The 16,515-nt window shown below is 61.5% G+C and carries 16 protein-coding genes; 11 read left to right on the top strand and 5 right to left on the bottom strand.

Features of this window, described 5'->3' with window-relative positions:
• Positions 1 to 30: 30 nt before the first annotated feature.
• Positions 31 to 528, bottom strand: a complete 498-nt coding sequence (locus R8L07_13035; GenBank protein ID MDW3206453.1) for an Rrf2 family transcriptional regulator — start codon at positions 526 to 528, stop codon at positions 31 to 33.
• Positions 529 to 962: 434 nt separating this feature from the next.
• On the opposite strand from R8L07_13035, the gene R8L07_13040 reads away from it, so the two are divergent.
• Together R8L07_13040 and R8L07_13045 are read left to right on the top strand one after the other, a co-directional pair.
• Positions 963 to 2,186, top strand: a complete 1,224-nt coding sequence (locus R8L07_13040; protein MDW3206454.1) for an MFS transporter — start codon at positions 963 to 965, stop codon at positions 2,184 to 2,186.
• A 37-nt stretch (positions 2,187 to 2,223) separates the two neighbouring features.
• Positions 2,224 to 2,739 carry a GNAT family N-acetyltransferase gene (locus R8L07_13045; protein ID MDW3206455.1) on the top strand — a complete coding sequence of 172 codons (516 nt, stop codon included), beginning with the start codon at positions 2,224 to 2,226 and terminating at the stop codon, positions 2,737 to 2,739.
• Positions 2,740 to 2,770: 31 nt separating this feature from the next.
• On the opposite strand, the gene R8L07_13050 is transcribed toward R8L07_13045, so the two are convergent.
• The gene (locus R8L07_13050) at positions 2,771 to 3,466 is read right to left on the bottom strand and encodes a GntR family transcriptional regulator (protein ID MDW3206456.1); all 696 of its coding nucleotides are present in this window, start codon (positions 3,464 to 3,466) and stop codon (positions 2,771 to 2,773) included.
• Between the two features lie 138 nt (positions 3,467 to 3,604).
• Between R8L07_13050 and R8L07_13055 the strand changes: the two genes are divergently transcribed.
• From R8L07_13055 to R8L07_13065, 3 genes are read left to right on the top strand one after another with little or no spacing between them, the layout of a single operon-like run.
• The gene (locus R8L07_13055; protein MDW3206457.1) at positions 3,605 to 4,429 is read left to right on the top strand and encodes a phytanoyl-CoA dioxygenase family protein; all 825 of its coding nucleotides are present in this window, start codon (positions 3,605 to 3,607) and stop codon (positions 4,427 to 4,429) included.
• A 4-nt stretch (positions 4,430 to 4,433) separates the two neighbouring features.
• Positions 4,434 to 6,218: a hypothetical protein gene (locus tag R8L07_13060; GenBank protein MDW3206458.1), complete on the top strand. Its 1,785-nt coding sequence runs from the start codon at positions 4,434 to 4,436 to the stop codon at positions 6,216 to 6,218.
• A complete protein-coding gene (locus tag R8L07_13065) occupies positions 6,215 to 7,000 on the top strand; it encodes an NAD(P)-binding domain-containing protein (protein MDW3206459.1) in 786 nt (261 codons plus the stop codon). Before R8L07_13060 ends, R8L07_13065 begins: the two co-directional genes overlap by 4 nt.
• Positions 7,001 to 7,186: 186 nt before the next feature.
• Here R8L07_13065 and R8L07_13070 read toward each other — a convergent pair whose 3' ends face one another.
• Complete coding sequence (locus tag R8L07_13070; GenBank protein ID MDW3206460.1) at positions 7,187 to 8,200, bottom strand: sensor domain-containing diguanylate cyclase; 1,014 nt, start codon at positions 8,198 to 8,200, stop codon at positions 7,187 to 7,189.
• 582 nt (positions 8,201 to 8,782) lie between these two features.
• Here R8L07_13070 and R8L07_13075 point away from each other — a divergent pair.
• From R8L07_13075 to ggt, 6 genes are all read left to right on the top strand, one after another.
• Entirely contained in the window at positions 8,783 to 9,430 is a 648-nt protein-coding gene (locus tag R8L07_13075; protein MDW3206461.1) for a hypothetical protein, read from the top strand.
• Positions 9,431 to 10,055: 625 nt separating this feature from the next.
• Positions 10,056 to 11,216 carry an acyl-CoA dehydrogenase family protein gene (locus R8L07_13080; protein MDW3206462.1) on the top strand — a complete coding sequence of 387 codons (1,161 nt, stop codon included), beginning with the start codon at positions 10,056 to 10,058 and terminating at the stop codon, positions 11,214 to 11,216.
• Between the two features lie 157 nt (positions 11,217 to 11,373).
• Positions 11,374 to 11,802, top strand: coding sequence for a response regulator (locus R8L07_13085; GenBank protein MDW3206463.1), 429 nt, complete (start codon positions 11,374 to 11,376; stop codon positions 11,800 to 11,802).
• Between the two features lie 17 nt (positions 11,803 to 11,819).
• Entirely contained in the window at positions 11,820 to 12,443 is a 624-nt protein-coding gene (locus R8L07_13090) for a hydantoinase B/oxoprolinase family protein (protein ID MDW3206464.1), read from the top strand.
• A gap of 5 nt (positions 12,444 to 12,448) precedes the next feature.
• Positions 12,449 to 13,717 (top strand): FAD-binding oxidoreductase, encoded by a 1,269-nt coding sequence (locus tag R8L07_13095; protein ID MDW3206465.1) that lies wholly within the window; start codon positions 12,449 to 12,451, stop codon positions 13,715 to 13,717.
• A gap of 27 nt (positions 13,718 to 13,744) precedes the next feature.
• Entirely contained in the window at positions 13,745 to 15,370 is a 1,626-nt protein-coding gene (gene ggt, locus R8L07_13100; protein ID MDW3206466.1) for a gamma-glutamyltransferase, read from the top strand.
• 116 nt (positions 15,371 to 15,486) lie between these two features.
• Here ggt and R8L07_13105 read toward each other — a convergent pair whose 3' ends face one another.
• Complete coding sequence (locus R8L07_13105; protein MDW3206467.1) at positions 15,487 to 16,296, bottom strand: alpha/beta hydrolase; 810 nt, start codon at positions 16,294 to 16,296, stop codon at positions 15,487 to 15,489.
• A complete protein-coding gene (locus R8L07_13110; GenBank protein ID MDW3206468.1) occupies positions 16,293 to 16,484 on the bottom strand; it encodes a 2-hydroxymuconate tautomerase in 192 nt (63 codons plus the stop codon). The genes R8L07_13105 and R8L07_13110 overlap by 4 nt, the downstream gene beginning before the upstream one ends.
• Between the last annotated feature and the right edge of the window lie 31 nt (positions 16,485 to 16,515).

Below are 16,515 nucleotides of genomic sequence, written 5' to 3' on the forward strand. Positions count from 1 at the left end.
CACGGGATCTCGGACGGCGCGGCATTGCTTTCACTCCTGCCCGCCGGCACGGGCCATCAGCCACGCCGCCGTTGCATTATAGATTTCCGGCTCCAGTTCCTGGCTCAGTGTTTCGGCCAGGTCCGACAGGCTGGTCCCTTTCAGCGACTGGCGCCAGGCCAGGTCCGCCTGCCACATGACCCGCGCGATGGCACAATGGTCCTTGTTGCAGTATCCCTTCGGCAGGCAGGGATTGTTGCCGCGGATTTCGGAACAGCGGAAGGTCGGTTCCTTCCCCTCAACCGCTTCGACAATGTCCAGAAAGGTGATTTCCGCGGCCGGCCGTGCCAGGCGATACCCGCCGCGCGGCCCCAATGTGGTTTCCACCAGCCCGGCCTGCGACAGGCTTTGCAATGCCTTCGACAGATACTCCTTCGGAACGCCGTGGAACTCCGCCAGTGTCTTTGTGGAAATGAACCGCCCATCCGGAAGTCCGGACAGGATGGCGCAGCAATGCAAAGCCCATTCTACCTGGTTGCGCAAAATCATGAACCGGCGTCATCCTATTGATTTTGTTTGATGAGGATAGGGTACGGCAAGGGCCCGGTCCATACCGGAATGGCAGTGACTTTCAGCAAGGCTGCGCTTGAACTTCGGCCGGAAAGCCGCCAGAAATCGCAGGGAGGGCAGGGGGCATCAGTTTCACCTATCCGAAGACGGGCCGGGCAGAGCAACGTGAATCTTCAGCAGCTTGAAACATTCCTGACGGTCGTTGAACTGGGGTCCTTTACCAAAACGGCCCAGCGGCTCAGTCCCACTCAATCCAAGGTTTCCATATGCGTTGCGGAACTGGAACAGGAATTGGCCGTGCATTTGCCGGATCGATCGCAGCGGCACATCCGCCCGACGTCAACGGGGCGGGGTTTGCCGCAAAGCCTCGGTGATCGTCGGTCCCGGGCGTTCCTCTCAGGACGGCAGTATCAATGGCAGTGACATGGGGTGAGGCTAATCGGTGGGGGGTGCTGGCAACGGCCGGCATCGCCGTGATCCTGAGTCTCAGCACCTGGTTTTCGACAACGGCGATTACCGCGGATCTGGTGCGGGTCTGGGCCATCGACGCGACGGAGTCGGGCTGGCTGACCAATGCGGTACAGATCGGCTTCGTCTGCGGTGCGCTGACCTCTTCGGTTCTGGCGCTCGCGGACCGGTTCCGGCCGCAGCGAATCATGGCGGCGGCAGCGGTTGTTTGTGCCGCATCGAATGCCGGTTTGCTGATTGCGCAGGGGCTGGAGTCCGCCCTGATCCTGCGCTTTCTGACGGGGGCGGCCCTGGCGGGCGTCTATCCGCCGGCCATGAAGTTCGTGGCAACCTGGTTCAGGTCCGGACGGGGGCTGGCCCTGGGGGCTATGGTCGGGGCGCTGACGGTCGGATCCGCATCGCCGCATCTGCTTCGGGGGCTGGGACAGGGCCTCGACTGGCAACTGGTCATAGCGGCATCGTCAGCGGCCAGCCTCATCGCCGCCCTGATGATGCTGCTGGCGCTGCCGGACGGCCCCTATCCGTTTCAAAGTGCCCGCATCCGACTTCGCCATGTCGGCCGCATCTTCGCCAACAGACCGGCAATGCTCGCCAATTTCGGCTATTTCGGACATATGTGGGAACTGTACGCCATGTGGGGCTGGTTCATGGCCTACGCGGCTGCCAGTACCGAAGCCGGCGCGTCGGTTCTGGGAGGCAATGCGTCCATCCTGGCCTTCATGGCCATCGCGCTCGGCGGGCCGGGATGCGTTCTGGCGGGGGCCCTGTCTGACCGGATCGGACGCTGCCTGACGACATCGATCATGATGGCGGTCTCCGGTGGTTGCGCGCTGGCAATCGGGTTCGTCTTTGACGGTCCGGGCTGGCTCTTTACCGGCATCGCGATGCTTTGGGGACTGACGATCGTTGCGGATTCGGCCCAGTTCTCCACCGCCGTCACGGAATTGTCGGAACCCGAAACCGTCGGTTCGATGTTGGCCTTCCAGATGGGGGTCGGGTTCTCGATCACGGTTCTGACCATCTGGCTCGTGCCTCACATCGCCGACTGGCTGGGCGGGTGGCAATGGGCATTTCTCATCCTGGTGCCGGGCCCCATACTGGGGATCGCTGCCATGATGTCTCTGCGCCGACTGCCGGAGGCCCGGCGAATGGCATCGGGCCGGCGCTGACCGGGGGCGGCCCGTCCCCGCCATCCGGCGAGAAGCCATGAAAAGGAAGACCGTGAACCCCGACCCCGCCGCCATAGAATTCAGGGATTTCCGTGTCGCGGACCGCGAATGGGTCGAGACGCAGAACATCCATCATTACACACAGGTCGAGGGGTTCGATCCATCCTTTGCGGCGGCGGTCACCGCGGCCCTCGACGGGCTTCAGGATGCGATGGGGGAAAGGGGCAGCAAGTTTCTGATCGTCGAGACGCGCCAGGGGCGGCAGCCCGTCGGCTGCGTCTTCTTCACCGCCGAAACCCCGGCCTCCGGCCGACTTCGCTTGTTCTATCTCGACCGGGCCTATCGCGGTTCCGGGCTTGGCCGGCTCATGCTCGATCGCATCGTCGAGCATGCGCGCGGGCAGATGATGGAGACGATCCGGGTTTCGACCTTCGACCGTCACACCGCCGCCTGCCGCCTGTATCAGTCGGCGGGGTTTCTGTGCGAGGCGCAGGAACCGTCATGCGCCTTCGGTCAGGTCATGCGGCAACTCGATTTCGAGAAACGACTTTAGCGGCGGCCCCGCCCGCAGCGATTGCGGACCCTTAGGCCACATCCTCCGCATAGATCCGCGCGATGGCATTCTGAACCTGCAGCCGCACCTCGTCGGCGGAGCGGTTCAGGTGGCCTTCCATCAGCGACAAGGCGCTGTCGGTTTCCCTTGCCGCGATGTGATCGAGCAGCCGCGCGTGTTCGTCGAGCGTACTGCCCCGGCGCTGGTCGGTCTCAAGGTTGAGGCGGCGCACGAAGCGGATGCGGGCGTTGATGTTGCGCAGGAAATCCTGCCGGATCGGGTTGTCCGCCAGTCCGGCAAGGGCGAGGTGAAAGTCCTCATCCAGTGCCACGAGGCGGTCCAGATTGGAAGGGCGCTCGCCGGAAAGGGTTCTGCGCCATGCGGCGACGAACGCGTCGAGTTCCTCCTGCGGGGCTTCCGCAAGCGCCGCCTTCAGCGCGCCCAGTTCCAGATCGCGGCGCACGGCATAAAGCTCGGTCGTCTCGCGGATGCTGAGGCGGCGGCAGAAGAATCCGCGGCGCGCCTCGAAATGGACGAGCCCGTCCGCAATCAGGCGGTTCAGCGCCTCGCGGATCGGTGCCCGGCTCATGCCCAGATCGACGGCCAGTTCGCTTTCGTTCAACCGCTCGCCGGGCTTGGTTCGAAAGGTGATCAGCCGGTCACGGATCTGCTCATAGGCCAGTTCGACCGCATTCGCCCGTCCGGTCATGTCTTTCGTTCCCGTCATTCCCGTCGTCCCTCGACAGCCCGCCCGTCAGAAGCCTTCCCCTGGCATCCTTGACAGGCCTTCGTCTTGCCGTCAACGTTGCCGACATAATTGTCGACAATTTGGTGGCCCGCGATGTCACCGCCAGGGAGACAGGCCATGACCGCAGCGCAGACCAAAGCCGCCGCTGAAAAACATCTGTCCGAAGCAGAACAGGCGCAGTTTCACGACAAGGGCTGGATCGTCCCGCGCTGGGAACTGCCGGCGGAGCTGATCGCGGAGATGCGGCGCGAATACGCTGACCTGCTGGCGCGGAACAGCCATGTGGAATCCGACATCATCCTGGCCCCGCATCAGACCAATGGCGGCTCCATGGGGATCAAGGGGTCGGAAAAATGGCTGGAATTCGCGACCCATCCGAAGATCGTCGAGACGGCGCGGGAACTGATCGGCGAGGACATCATCCTGTGGGGCACGACCCTGTTCGGCAAACCGGCGCGAAAGGGAAAGGAAACGCCCTGGCACCAGGACGGGGAATATTATCCGATCCGCCCGCTGGAGACGCTGACGGTGTGGATCCCGCTGGAGGATGTGACGCCGGAAAACGGGCCGATGCGCTTCATCCCCGGCTCCCACAAGAAGCATGAACTCTACAGCCATTCCTGGGTCGAGGGGGACGACAAGACAATCAACCTCGTCTGCGATACCGAGCATTATGACGAGGCGACGGCGGAATCGCTGATCATCCGGGCGGGGCAGGTGTCCTTCCACGACGTTTACATGATCCACGGGTCGAAGCCGAACCGCACCGATCATCCGCGCCCGGCCTTCATCATCCGCCTGATGCCCGCGACCTGCTTCTATGACCACGCGCTGGGGGCCGAGACGGGCAAGAAACACCCGGCCCAGGGCTATGGCATCCGCCCGCTTTATCTGATCAGCGGCCAGGACCGGGCGAACAACAATTTTACCATTGGTCACTAAGCACATGACGGACGCGCTGAGCCGCGCAGCGATCCTGCCGGAGGAGAACTTGCCGTCCGGGGCCGAGGTGCTGGCCGAGGGGCGGGCCCTGGCGCAAGACGTGACGGTCGGCCCCTCCGCCTTCCTGACCGCGCAGGGTGTCGAGAGCGAAACCGCCTTCAAGCAGCGCGAGGCCGAGGCCGGGCGGATCATGCAGCACGCCCAGATCGGCTTCCGCAGCCTGGACCGCAGCGTCGAGGCCGTCGCCGAAATCCATGCCCGCGTGGCCGAGGCCGGGTACCGCACCGACCGCTACGGCATCTGTCTGGACTGGTCCATGGGCTATCCAAGGGCGCAGCGCGACGGTCGGCCCAAGGGCACCGGGCTGATCCTGCAGGGGGAGGAGGATTTCGCGCGCCTCGCCAATGCCGCCCCGGTCGCCGCGCATTTCGGGGATTTCGTCATCGGCATGCCGGCCGCGCTGGAGAACACCGCCGCGGCCCTGCGCGCCGGATCGACGGCCATCGGCAATCTGGGCCAGTATTTCACCTTCGAACTGCCGGGCTGGCGCGACGATGTCGCGACGACCCGCGCCACCGTCGCCGCCATCGCGTTGGCCGCGGCACAGCCGGTCCCGGTCCTGATCCATTCCAATCTGGACGACGGTTTCGCGGCCCGCTTCACCGACCTCGCCTCGGCGCTGGGCGCCGTGCTGCTGGAGGCCTATATCGTCGACGAGCTGCTCGGCGGGCGGGTCAGCCATTGCTATGGCCACACCTTCTCGCGCCCGCTCGGCCGTTTCGCCTTTCAGCGCGCGCTGGCGCGGGTCTCGAAATCGCCCGGCACCATGGTCTATGGCAACACCACCTCCTATGGCGAGAACGAGGCGGCGAGCTATGCCGCGCTGGGCGCCTATCTGGGTGTCGATATCCAGGCCCAGCGCCTGATGCCGTCCGGCCATGCCGTGAACCCGGTCCCGGTGACGGAGGCGATCCGCATCCCCGATATCGACGAGATCGTCGCCGCCCAGATCTTCTGCGGCGAGAGCGTTCGCCGGACGGAAGGCGTGGAACAGTTCACCGGAACGGACGCGGTGGACGCGCTGGCCGACCGGCTGGTCGACGGGGCGCGGCGGTTCAAGGCCTCGGTGCTGTCCGGGCTTACGGATGCCGGGATCAACATCGCCGACCCGTTCGAGATGTTCCTGTCCCTGCGCCGCATCGGGGCCAAGCGGCTGGAGGAACTCTACGGGCCGGGCCGGGAAGAGGCAGGCGCGCCGAACGGCCGTCGCCCGGTCGAGCCGTCGCCGGTCCTGGACGAGATATCGGAACGCGCGGCCCAGGCCCTGACCCGGCTGCCCGCCGCACAGCGCAGCGCCATCGCCGCGTCGGATTTGCGCATCGTCACCGCGACGACCGACGTGCATGAATACGGTAAGCGCCTGCTGGACGACATGCTGGCGCAGCTTGGAGTCACCGCCCTGGACGGGCAGGTCAGCACCGATCCCGACCGCCTGGCGGAGGTCGCGCGCGGGGCCGATGCGATCTTCCTCAGCACCTATAACGGTGTCGCGCTCAGCTTCCTGAAGTCGCTGAAATCCGAGCTGGCGGCACGCGGGCTGGACGTGCCGGTCTTCATCGGCGGCAAGCTGAACCAGGTGCCGGATACATCGAATACCAGCCTGCCCGTCGATGTCGGCGCGGAACTGGGGGCGGAGGGCGCGATCGTCTGCCGCTCGGTCGAGGATTTCTACGCGCCTCTGGCGGCGCTGATCGAGGCGAAGGAACCGAAGGAGAAGACGGCACAATGACGACAATCGGCATACTCGGCGTCGGCTATCTGGGCGAATGTCTGGCGGAGGGGCTGGCAGGGGCCATCGGGGAGGGATCGGACTTCACCGTTCTGCTGTCTCCGCGCAGCGCCGCCCGCGCCGCCCGTCTTGCGGAAAAGCACGGCTATGAGATCGCCCGGGACAATGCCGATCTGGTGACGCGGTCCGATTTCGTCTTCCTGGCGACCAAGCCCGAACAGATCGTCGATACCGCCAAGGGCCTGCCCTGGCGCGAAGGCCAGCGGGCGGTCTCCATCGCGGCCGGGATCACGCTGCCCGCGATCCGCGATGCGGTCGCGCCCGCCACGGCGCTGCGCTCCATGCCCATCGCCGCCAGCCGCATCCGCCAGAGCCCGACCGCCTATTGCCCGCCCGACGAAATGGCCGAGGAAGTCTTCGCCGCGCTCGGCTCCGCCCATGCCGTGGACGGCGACGACCAGTTCGAAACCGCCAGCATCTTCGGCGCCTATTACGGCCATCTGCATGTGCTCTACGACACGGTCGCCGGCTGGGCACAGGACAACGGCCTGCCCGCCGAAACCGCCCGCGCGCTCACCGCCCGCATGGCCCAGGCCGCCGCCGCCTCCATCCTCACCCAAACCAACCGCCGCCCCCGCGCCCCGCTGGACGATCTGATGACCGAAGGCGGCATCACCAAGGCCGGCCTCAACATCCTAGACGCCGCCGACGCCTTCACCCCCTGGTCCGACGCCCTAACCACCGCCCGCAGGCGATCGGGGGAAATTGCGGGGGAGGGATAGGTCCGTCCGATCTCGAGGAGCAGAGGACCTTTATGGGGCAGCACCGAAGAGGCCTAGTGTAGCCATTAACGGACTCTTCAGAAGTCGGAATGAAGTTTGAGGGCGCAGGTCACCAGCTACCGCCAACTTAGATTGGGCGGGTATAAAGTCAGCCCAAGAGCGATTTTGGCTCAAGAAGTGCGCTGTCTAGCTTTCACTGCCGATGGCGGTGTCATAGGGACCTGCCACGACGGTGCGATTGCGCCCACCCCGCTTAGCGGCATAGAGACATTTATCGGCCCGGGCCATAAGCCCCTCCAAATTCTCCGACGGCGTCCATTCAGCGATACCAATGCTTATGGTGCAGTGGATAGTGCCCTTCTCTCCGATATCAAGTTCCTTATCTGCAAATTCCTTTCGCAGACGTTCGGCAAAGAGTTTCGCCTCAGCCAACTCGGCCTCCGGAATTACCAACGCGAACTCTTCTCCACCCAGGCGACCAAATCGATCTGATCGCCGCATGAGTTCCATCCCCATCCCGGCTAGTTGCTGAATGACGATGTCGCCGGCAGGGTGGCCATATGTATCGTTTACTGACTTGAAGTTATCGATATCCAGAATCGCCAGACAGAGCGATCGACCGTATCGGGTGGCTCGCTTGATTTCTGCCTCCGCAACTTCCGTCCACGCTCGACGGGTCATCGCCCCAGTCAGGCCGTCGCTGGAGGCAATCTGGCGTAGTTCAAGCTCGTCGACGACAATCTTGGCAAAGTTTGTCAGGATCGCGATTTCGTGCGACGCCCAACCTCGAATCTGGGTATCTATCGCACAGAGACTACCGACCTGATAACCTTCGGGCGTCTTCAGAGGTATTCCCAGATAAGCTCGAATATGCGGCTCGCCTGTCACCAACGGATTATCTCTAAAGGTCGGATGAACGGTCGCGTCATTCACGACAAATGCATCCGGCTGCCGAATGGCATGAGTGCAGAACGAGATGTCACGTGGCGTCTCCGACACATCAAGCCCTCGTCGCGCCTTGAACCACTGGCGATGACGATCAACCAGTGAAACCGCACAAATTGGAACCCGCAGGGTCTGTTCGACGAGAGACACGATGTTTTCAAATGGACGCTCCGGCCCCGTATCGAGCACATCATACCTCTCGAGGGCCAGTGCGCGTGCCTCTTCATCCCCCAGTTTGGTGTCAGGCCTATTCATCTATCCCTCAGGGCAAGGATGGTGTTGGTTAGCTCCGTCTTATAGGAACTGAATAAGGTATCGATCGTGTGCCTTACGTCTTCCTCGCTCTGCCCTCCGTCTAGGAGCGCTGACGCCAGATTCACCAGATTTGCCTGATGTGTAGCAATGCTCTTGGCCAGGCCGTCCGGTATATCGAAGCCTTCCAGAGTGGCCATCGCGTCGTCGACCAGTGTTTTCGCGTTCTTTGACATCAAATCCTCGGTTCAACGAACCCAAGACCAAACATAGCAAATCCGCGGGCGGTCCGAAATGCTAGTACCGCTCGCATCGCAACAAGGCTCTCCGTACTAGCGCCCCCACCGCAATGTCTGATCTGCGGACCGCAATGCTCCTGACGGCGCGACTGATTGTCTAGCGGCCGATAGCCAATAACCGACACTGCCGAAACCTGGATCAATTTTACGGTCTCACGTCAGGGATAGCAATTTGATGTATCTTATAGTAGTATCTTTTTCGATTTCGCCATCATTTATATTTCACCTGCCAAGCAAAGCAAAACAATCCTCACTGTAAAAATGGACTTTAAGGCAATCAATCACAATGAGAAAACCATCAAATTACAAAAAAAGGACATATCATGGCTTAACAAGAACCATCACATCCAAAGAACGAACAAATTGTATATACAGAAAATTATATAAGACATTAGTTCGCATATCATCAATTATAGCACTTATAATATTTTTACCTTACATTTCTTTGGCAGAAACCAAAAACAAATCAGATATGCAAAACGAAACAAGAAAGTATGAACCTTTTGTAAATGAATGGAAAACGATATGTCTTTCGGAAGATCCTTACAAGGAAATTGATGTTAGAATAAAGAAACAGGATATTCTAATAGAATCGACGTCAACCGCCACCAATACCATGCATCTAACGGGGCGCTCTGAGTTTTATTACTTCCCAAACAGAACCGGTTTTAAGTTACTGATCCAAAGGGAACGGGGGCGTTGCGGGCTTATTGTCATAGGAGGATCATTCGATGGTGCGGTTAAGCTACTGAATCCGGACTTTTACTCGATTGCTAGCGGCTACAGTCGTACATCGTCATCTGGCTCGGTCTACGAAATTGGTTGGCGATTGCTAGATCCTGCTCCCACATTTCCAGAAGTCCGTATCGTATGCGTTCTAGATGCCGAGTTTGCAGTTATTCTGCTGGCCTCAAACGGTAAAAGGTGCAATTGAATTACCATATGCGTATCGAAAGTAGTCCCATTCTCTGCAAGCAGGTAACGGTTCGACACAATGCAATAATGCAATACCGGCCGACGCCGTTATCCTAGGCATCGGCAGCCATCCTGGCGATGGCCTCTACCAGAACCTGCTTCTCCTTCGATCAACATGCCGCACTCGAGGTTTGTCACCTTCGAGCGACGAAGTAGATTGGCAGAGCCGACATAAGCCGCCACGCCGTCTGCCAGCACAATCTTCGCATGGAACGTCTCCTCAGGAGGATCCACTGGCCTGCCCCACATTAGTGGTCCAACCTGCTTGTTAGTGTAAGACGCGTTCGAGCGCCCTGTTGAGCCGCCTGGAGCATAGCATCGGAAAGCCCAACAGAGTTTGGCAAACGTCCGCCTTGGGTCATCATCGGTAGTCTGAGCCCGCGAAGCGGATTGTCTGAAAATGCGCAGTTGTAGGCAGATCAAGATCGAGTTGCAGTAGCGCTCAGTCCGCATCGCCGGACGAAATTGGACCTTGCGCCCCGCTTTATCCGGCAGTTCCCACTGTTCGACAGTTCGGGTTTGAAAATTCCTGCCTGTCGGGGTTTCTAGTTGGGGCTTCAGACACAGTACAGGATTCCCCGCCCATGACCCCCGATCAGGACGAATATCAGGATATCCGCGACGCCGTGCGGGCGCTGTGTGCCGAGTTTCCGGCGGAGTATCACCGCAAGATCGATGCGGAGCGGGGCTATCCGGAGGCCTTCGTGCAGGCGTTGACCGAGGGCGGTTGGATGGCGGCGCTGATTCCGGAAGAGTATGGCGGGTCGGGGCTGGGGCTGACCGAGGCGTCGGTCATCATGGAGGAGATCAACCGCGCGGGCGGCAATTCCGGGGCCTGCCACGGCCAGATGTATAATATGAACACGCTGGTCCGGCACGGGTCGGAGGCGCAGCGCCGGGCCTATCTGCCGAAGATCGCGGCGGGCGAATTGCGCCTGCAGTCCATGGGCGTGACGGAGCCGACGACGGGCACGGACACGACCAAGATCAAGACCAACGCGGTGCGCAAGGGCGACCGCTGGGTCATCAACGGCCAGAAGGTCTGGATCAGCCGGGTGCAGCATTCGGACCTGATGATCCTGCTGGCCCGCACGACGCCGCTGGCCGAGGTGAAGAAGAAATCCGAGGGCCTGTCGATCTTCCTGGTCGACATTGCCGAGGCGATGAAGGGCGGCATGGATGTGCGCCCGATCCCCAATATGGTGAACCACGAGACCAATGAGCTGTTCTTCGACAATCTGGAACTGCCGGAAGACAGCCTGATTGGCGAGGAAGGGCAGGGGTTCAAATACATCCTGACCGGCCTGAATGCCGAACGCACGCTGATCGCCGCGGAATGCATCGGCGACGGCTACTGGTTCACCGACAAGGTCTGCGATTATGTCGGGGAACGTCAGGTCTTCGGCCGCCCGATCGGCCAGAACCAGGGCGTCCAGTTTCCGATTGCCGAGGCCTATATCGAGGTCCGCGCCGCCGATCTGATGCGCTTCCAGGCCTGCCGCCTCTACGATGCCGGACAGCCCTGCGGCGCGGAGGCGAACATGGCGAAATACCTGGCCGCCAAGGCGTCCTGGGAGGCCGCCAATGCCTGCATCCAGTTCCACGGCGGCTTCGGCTTCGCCTGTGAATACGATGTCGAGCGCAAATTCCGCGAAACCCGCCTCTACCAGGTCGCCCCGATCTCGACCAACCTGATCCTCAGCTACATTGCGGAGCACGTTCTGGGGCTCCCGCGGTCGTTCTGAGAGGGACGCCCGGATGCGTCCTTTCTGAAGCATCGAAAAACTTCATATTCAGAAAGAATTTATTAAGTCGTCTGGAAGATTTTTGGAAGAAGCCTAATGTCACCGGGGGGAGGTGAACGACGTGGCAGGGTAATCTGAAGAGTGGGTAAAGTCCGAAATGAGCGACATTTCCAGAAACGAGTTTGCGTACGAACCGGTCCTGTTCGTGGATGACAATGAGATTATCCGTTCCAAGGCCGCCATGGTGCTTGAGAATATGGGAATAGACTGCGTCCTTGCCGCCAATGGCGATGAAGCGATGCGGCTGCTGGAGAAGGACCGCTTCAGTCTGGTGATCACCGATATCGTGATGCCAAAGATGGATGGTATCGAACTGATATCCTGGATGAGGTCCGCCAGGATCGATGTCCCCGTCATTGTCCTCAGCGGGAAGGTCCTGAACGAATCTCTGAGCTATTCCGAACTGGCCACGAAGTTCGGCGCGGATATCGGTTTCCATAAGCCGCTGACCCCGACAAAGATCGAGATGGCGATGATGTTCCGGGCCGCACCGATCGATGGCCCGGCCCATATTGCTTGTTCGTGAGTCTCTGAAACCCCGCGATGTCCAAGGCTGCGCCCGAAAAGGTGACGGCCATGGGCTTCGACTGCACGACGATTGCCTGCCTGGCCCACAAGGCCGATACCGGGTTCGCGGTTCACATCGAACCCTATGGCGGCGGCTTCGGCGGTGGTATCGACCAGGACGGCTGCGATGCGATCGACAATCAGTTGTCGAACTGTGCCAATACGCCGGTGGAATCCCTCGACACGGGATACGACTTCTTCCGGGTCAAGGCCTACAGCATGGTGACGGATTCCTTCGGTCATGGACGCCATCGCGGCGGTGCGGGTTTCCTACGCAGCTACGAGATCCTGAAGGACGGGGCGACATTCGCGATCTATTCGGATCATCACAAATATGCGCCGTCCGGCCTGTTCGGCGGCGGTGACGGTACGAAGGGCTATTGCCGCGTGCTGAGGGGCGGTGAGGAAATCATCGTCGGTTCCAAAAACCTCGTGACGCTCAAGAAGGGCGACATCGTCGAGGTCTTCTGCGGCGGCGGCGGGGGCTATGGCGACCCGCGCGAGCGCGCCCGCAGCGACATCGAACGGGATATCGCGGAAGGGCTTCTGTCGCCGGGTGAGGCGGCCCGGGTCTATGCCATCCCCGAAGCGGCCGAGTAGCCGGAATGGAGCGCATTGTCTGGTCGGACACGGCCGCAGAACCGGCTGTCACGACGGAGGTCTATCAGGGAGGTTCCCGAACATCCGTCGTGGTGATCGGAGGCGGTTATGCCGGACTTTCCGCTGCGCTGCACCTGGCCGAGTCGGGCACCGATTGTCTGTTGCTTGAGGCGCAGACATTCGGTGCCGGGGCGTCCGGACGCAATAACGGGCAGGTCATACCCGGTCTGAAATACGGGCCCGACGACCTTGAGAGGCGATATGGCGATGCGGGCGCCGTCGTCGCGCAAACGGCGGCGGGAACCGCTGATCTTGTCTTCGACCTGATCGAAAAGCACGCCATCGATTGCGAACCGGACCGTCGCGGCTGGGTCCGGGCCGCCCACAGCCTCGTTGCCCTGCCGACCATCGAAAAGCAGGCCGCCCAGTGGGCGCGGCGGGGGGCGCCGGTCGAAATGCTGGACCGCGAACAGGTCGAAACCCTGCTGGGAACGTCGAACTATGTCGGCGGCATGATCGATCGCCGCGCCGGAAGGCTCCAGCCGCTGTCCTACTGCCGCGGTCTCGCGCGCGCCGCGAAGGCAGCCGGCGCCTTGCTGCATCAGGACAGCCCGGTTCGTGCATTGACGCGTGAAGGTGGACGCTGGCGCGTGGATACCGATCAGGGAACGGTACGGGCGGACAAGGTCATCCTGGCGACCGGGGCATATCACGACAACCTGATCCCCGGCTGGTCCAGGGCCTTCATGACCGTGCAGGCGATGCAGATCGCATCGGAACCCCTGACGGCGAATATCGCCCGATCGATCCTGCCGGGTGTCTCCGCGATGTCGGATACGCGAAAGCTGGCAAATGCGATCCGGATGGATGCCGCCGGCCGATTGGCGATCACCGGCCGGGGACCGTTGAGCGGCAAGATCGACAATCGCATTCGCCAAGACCTTATCCGCGCCATAACGCGGCTTTTTCCGGCGGTTGAAGGACAGGCCTGGTCGCATATCTGGGCCGGCCGCATCGGAATCACCATCGACGAGTTGCCGCGACTCGCCGCGCCGCGCCCGGCCTGTCTGGCCATTGTCGGGTTCAATGGCCGGGGCGTTGCCATGGCCACGGCCCTGGGCAAGGCAGCCGCCGATCATGCCATGGGACAGGAAGCCGGCTTCCCGGTCGTTGACGCCCCGACCATCCCCTTTCACAGTCTGCGGCGACCGGCGCTCGCCACCGCCATTTCGTACTACCGCATGCGCGATGCGCTCGGCTTTGCCGGTCGCTAACACGACCCCATTCGGAGTTCAGTTCAGATGAAAGCCAAGTCCTTCGTCAGCACCCCGCAGCCCGAGGCCAGCGAAACCGGTATCGAAATCCTGCGACGCGGCGGAAACGCCGTCGACGCGGCCATCGCCGTCGCGCTGGTCCAGGGCGTCGTCGACCCGCAGATGTGCGGCATCGCGGGCTTCGGCAGCATGCAGATCTTCCTGCCGAAGAAAGGGTTTCACGGTCTTATCGATTTCCACGGCAAGACCCCCTCGGCCGCGCGTCCGGACATGTGGGAACACCTGATCGAAGGTGAGACGCGCGACGGGTTCGGCTTCATTCTGAAGGGGCGGGTCAACGATGTCGGCTATCAGTCCATCACCGTTCCCGGCAGTCTGAAAGCCTATTACGAGGCGCAGACGGAGCATGGCGTCATGGATTGGGCCGATGTTGTTCAGCCCGCCATCGACCATGCCGAACGCGGTGTCGTCATCCGGCCGCACATGTATTTCTTCTGGACCCAGAATGACGGCATGGGTCGGGTTCTGACATCGGATCGGCTGGCTTTCACGGAATCGGGACGGCGCATCTATTTCAATGCCGATGGCAGCCTCAAGCGGCCAGGGAACCGGCTGCACAATCCCGACATGGCCCGGACACTGCGCACCATCGCGGCGGAAGGCGCGGATGTTTTCTATCGCGGTGAAATCGCGGACCGGATCGCGGCCGATATGAAAGCGAATGGCGGTCTGCTTTCCCGCGAGGACCTGGAGACCTATCGGACCACAAGGACGGAGCCGCTATGGGGGCGGTTCCGCGATTTCGACATCGCCAGCAACCAGCCGCCGGGGGGCGGCATCATGCTGATCGAGATGCTGCAGATGCTTGCGCATTTTGATCTCAAGTCGCTCGGCCACAACTCGTCCGAATATCTGCGCATCGTCGCCGAAGCGATGAAGCGCGCGACCAGTGACAAGGATGCCTTTGTCGGCGACCCTGCATTTTACGACGTCCCGGTCGCCCGGCTGACCGATCCGGACTATGCGCGGGACCAGGCCGAGGCCATCCGCGCGGGTGAGGTCGCGTCAGTGGAGCGCCTCGTAAAGGCGTTCGACGAATCCAAGGACACGACGCATATCGCCGTTGTCGATCCGGAGGGCGGCATTGTCAGCATGACCCATTCGCTCGGCATGCCGTCCGGCGTGATCACGGAAGGCCTGGGCTTCATGTACAATGGCTGCATGGGCGTCTTCGATCCGCGTCCCGGGCGGGCGGGATCAATTGCCCCCGGCAAGTCCCGGTTCAGTTCGGTCTGCCCGACGATCGCATTCAAGGACGGCGATCCCCGTCTGGTCATCGGCGCGCCGGGCGGCACACAGATCGCGATGGGCGTGCTGCAGGCAACACTGAACGTGCTGGAATTCGACATGCCCATCGTCGAGGCCATCGCGGCGCCTCGCTTCTCCGCAACCAGCAACGCGATCGATATCAGCAACCGGATTCCGGGCTATGTGACCCGCCCGCTCGAGGAACGTGGATATGAAATCATCCGCAGCCATTTGAGCTATGGGTTTGCGGCGGTTCACGGCCTGAAGCGGGAACCCGACGGCCTGTGGACCGGCGGGGCGGATCCGGGACACGACGGCATGGCTCTCGGTTTCGCCGAAGACTGACCTGGTCCATCGCCGGCCATCACCCGTTGGCCGTATGCGTGAGGATATCAATCACGCAAACAGAACCGCTCCAGGCCAGATGAACGGTGCCCCCCCAGCGTGACGGGTAAACTCCGCTACGACGTTCGGGCGGAAAAGAAGGCGTGAATCTTTGCGGCGACCCGGGTTGGGATCTCGGTAAGGATGCCGTTCTTCATCTCCGGAAAGATATGGACCTCCGATCCGGGAATTTGTCGCCCCAGATAGCGTGCCGTGTCCGTGTTGCAGCCTGAGGCATATTGACCGGTCAGGACCAGGGTCGGCACCGCAATGTCTCCAAGGCGGGGGCCGAGTTCCGTGTCGAGGTAGAGCTTGTAGGCTTCGAGAAAGACGGCGCGGTCGATATCTGCGAACTGATCGAGACGCTTCTCGAGGAGGCCGGGGTGGGTCGCGACAAATGCGTCGGTGTACCAGCGGGCGACCAGACCGCCCATTGCCCCGCGAACCCCTTTCGAATTGACCTCGTCTATGAGTGCCTTTCCGGCGGCGCGATCCCGCTGTGTCCGTCCGGCGGGCATAGCCAGCAGGCACAATCCTTTCAATCGATCGGCATTTTCAAGCGCGTAGCTGGCGGCGATCATGGCGCCCAGTGAGTGTCCGACCAGGCGGAACTGCTCCAGGTCGAAGCGTTTCCGAACGTTCTCCAGATCATCGACGAGGCGGGCCATGGAGAATGAACCCGAAGTGCATTCCGATGTCCCGTGGCACCGAAGATCATATGTGATGCAGCGATAGTGCGTTCGGAGGCTTTCGACGGTCGGCTGCCATGTCGCGTGGGTTGAGGCGTTGCCGTGCACGAACACGATCGGCGGCCCGTTTCCCTGCTCGAAACAGGACATGACGCAGCCGGGCGTCTCTACCCCGCGTTCTCTGCTTGCCGGTGTCATTTGGCTTTTCGACTTATCAGCGTGCCGGCGACGCCCCAGTTCTGTTTCGATATGTCATTGATGACGATGTGCACGGATTCAGGGGATCCGCCGCATGTGCTGACAAAGGATTCGGTCAGGGCTTCAACGAGGGCGGCCTTGCTGTCCTCGCTGCGACCCTCGAACATTTCGACGCGAATAATCGGCATGGTACGATTCTCTCATCAAGTTTTGGGTAAA

The sequence above is a fragment of the Alphaproteobacteria bacterium genome, from assembly GCA_033344895.1.
Taxonomy (GTDB): domain Bacteria; phylum Pseudomonadota; class Alphaproteobacteria; order UBA8366; family Aestuariispiraceae; genus Pacificispira.

What these genes read in the sequence shown, in the direction of transcription:
- R8L07_13080 (MDW3206462.1), top strand. Translation starts at nt 10,056, where the DNA reads ATGACCCCCGATCAGGACGAATATCAGGATATCCGCGACGCCGTGCGG.
- ggt (MDW3206466.1), top strand. Translation starts at nt 13,745, where the DNA reads ATGAAAGCCAAGTCCTTCGTCAGCACCCCGCAGCCCGAGGCCAGCGAA.
- R8L07_13110 (MDW3206468.1), bottom strand. Translation starts at nt 16,484, where the DNA reads ATGCCGATTATTCGCGTCGAAATGTTCGAGGGTCGCAGCGAGGACAGC.
- R8L07_13055 (MDW3206457.1), top strand. Translation starts at nt 3,605, where the DNA reads ATGACCGCAGCGCAGACCAAAGCCGCCGCTGAAAAACATCTGTCCGAA.
- R8L07_13075 (MDW3206461.1), top strand. Translation starts at nt 8,783, where the DNA reads ATGAGAAAACCATCAAATTACAAAAAAAGGACATATCATGGCTTAACA.
- R8L07_13105 (MDW3206467.1), bottom strand. Translation starts at nt 16,296, where the DNA reads ATGACACCGGCAAGCAGAGAACGCGGGGTAGAGACGCCCGGCTGCGTC.
- R8L07_13060 (MDW3206458.1), top strand. Translation starts at nt 4,434, where the DNA reads ATGACGGACGCGCTGAGCCGCGCAGCGATCCTGCCGGAGGAGAACTTG.
- R8L07_13090 (MDW3206464.1), top strand. Translation starts at nt 11,820, where the DNA reads ATGTCCAAGGCTGCGCCCGAAAAGGTGACGGCCATGGGCTTCGACTGC.
- R8L07_13070 (MDW3206460.1), bottom strand. Translation starts at nt 8,200, where the DNA reads ATGAATAGGCCTGACACCAAACTGGGGGATGAAGAGGCACGCGCACTG.
- R8L07_13045 (MDW3206455.1), top strand. Translation starts at nt 2,224, where the DNA reads ATGAAAAGGAAGACCGTGAACCCCGACCCCGCCGCCATAGAATTCAGG.
- R8L07_13035 (MDW3206453.1), bottom strand. Translation starts at nt 528, where the DNA reads ATGATTTTGCGCAACCAGGTAGAATGGGCTTTGCATTGCTGCGCCATC.
- R8L07_13040 (MDW3206454.1), top strand. Translation starts at nt 963, where the DNA reads ATGGCAGTGACATGGGGTGAGGCTAATCGGTGGGGGGTGCTGGCAACG.
- R8L07_13085 (MDW3206463.1), top strand. Translation starts at nt 11,374, where the DNA reads ATGAGCGACATTTCCAGAAACGAGTTTGCGTACGAACCGGTCCTGTTC.
- R8L07_13065 (MDW3206459.1), top strand. Translation starts at nt 6,215, where the DNA reads ATGACGACAATCGGCATACTCGGCGTCGGCTATCTGGGCGAATGTCTG.
- R8L07_13095 (MDW3206465.1), top strand. Translation starts at nt 12,449, where the DNA reads ATGGAGCGCATTGTCTGGTCGGACACGGCCGCAGAACCGGCTGTCACG.
- R8L07_13050 (MDW3206456.1), bottom strand. Translation starts at nt 3,466, where the DNA reads ATGACGGGAACGAAAGACATGACCGGACGGGCGAATGCGGTCGAACTG.